Source organism: Paenalicyclobacillus cellulosilyticus (genome assembly GCF_014647315.1).
Classification (GTDB): Bacteria; Bacillota; Bacilli; order Alicyclobacillales; family Alicyclobacillaceae; genus Alicyclobacillus_J; species Alicyclobacillus_J cellulosilyticus.
Map to the genome: position 1 here is coordinate 1 of NZ_BMOY01000103.1, position 263 is coordinate 263.

A 263-nucleotide genomic window follows, 5' to 3' on the forward strand; every position below is an offset into this window, starting at 1 on the left:
TAATCCAGGCGGACTTTTAGATTCAGCTATCCAAATTTCCGATGCCTTTATCAATAATGATAAGCAAGGGGAGGAAGAGAAAATTGTGTATACCGAGGGAAGACTACCGGGTACGCAATTCACCGCATTGGCTAATCCTGGTGATATCTTAAATAATGCACCTATGGTCGTGCTAATTAATAATGGTTCCGCTTCAGCTTCAGAAATTGTAGCGGGTGCGCTTAAAGATAATAAACGAGCCGTCATATTGGGAACACAAAGCT

General features: G+C 41.8%; 1 protein-coding gene. It reads left to right on the forward strand.

Annotated elements, in window-relative coordinates; translation table 11 throughout:
• Positions 1-263: S41 family peptidase (locus tag IEX97_RS12985; protein WP_268238352.1), on the forward strand; the 263-nt coding region annotated here is incomplete at both ends.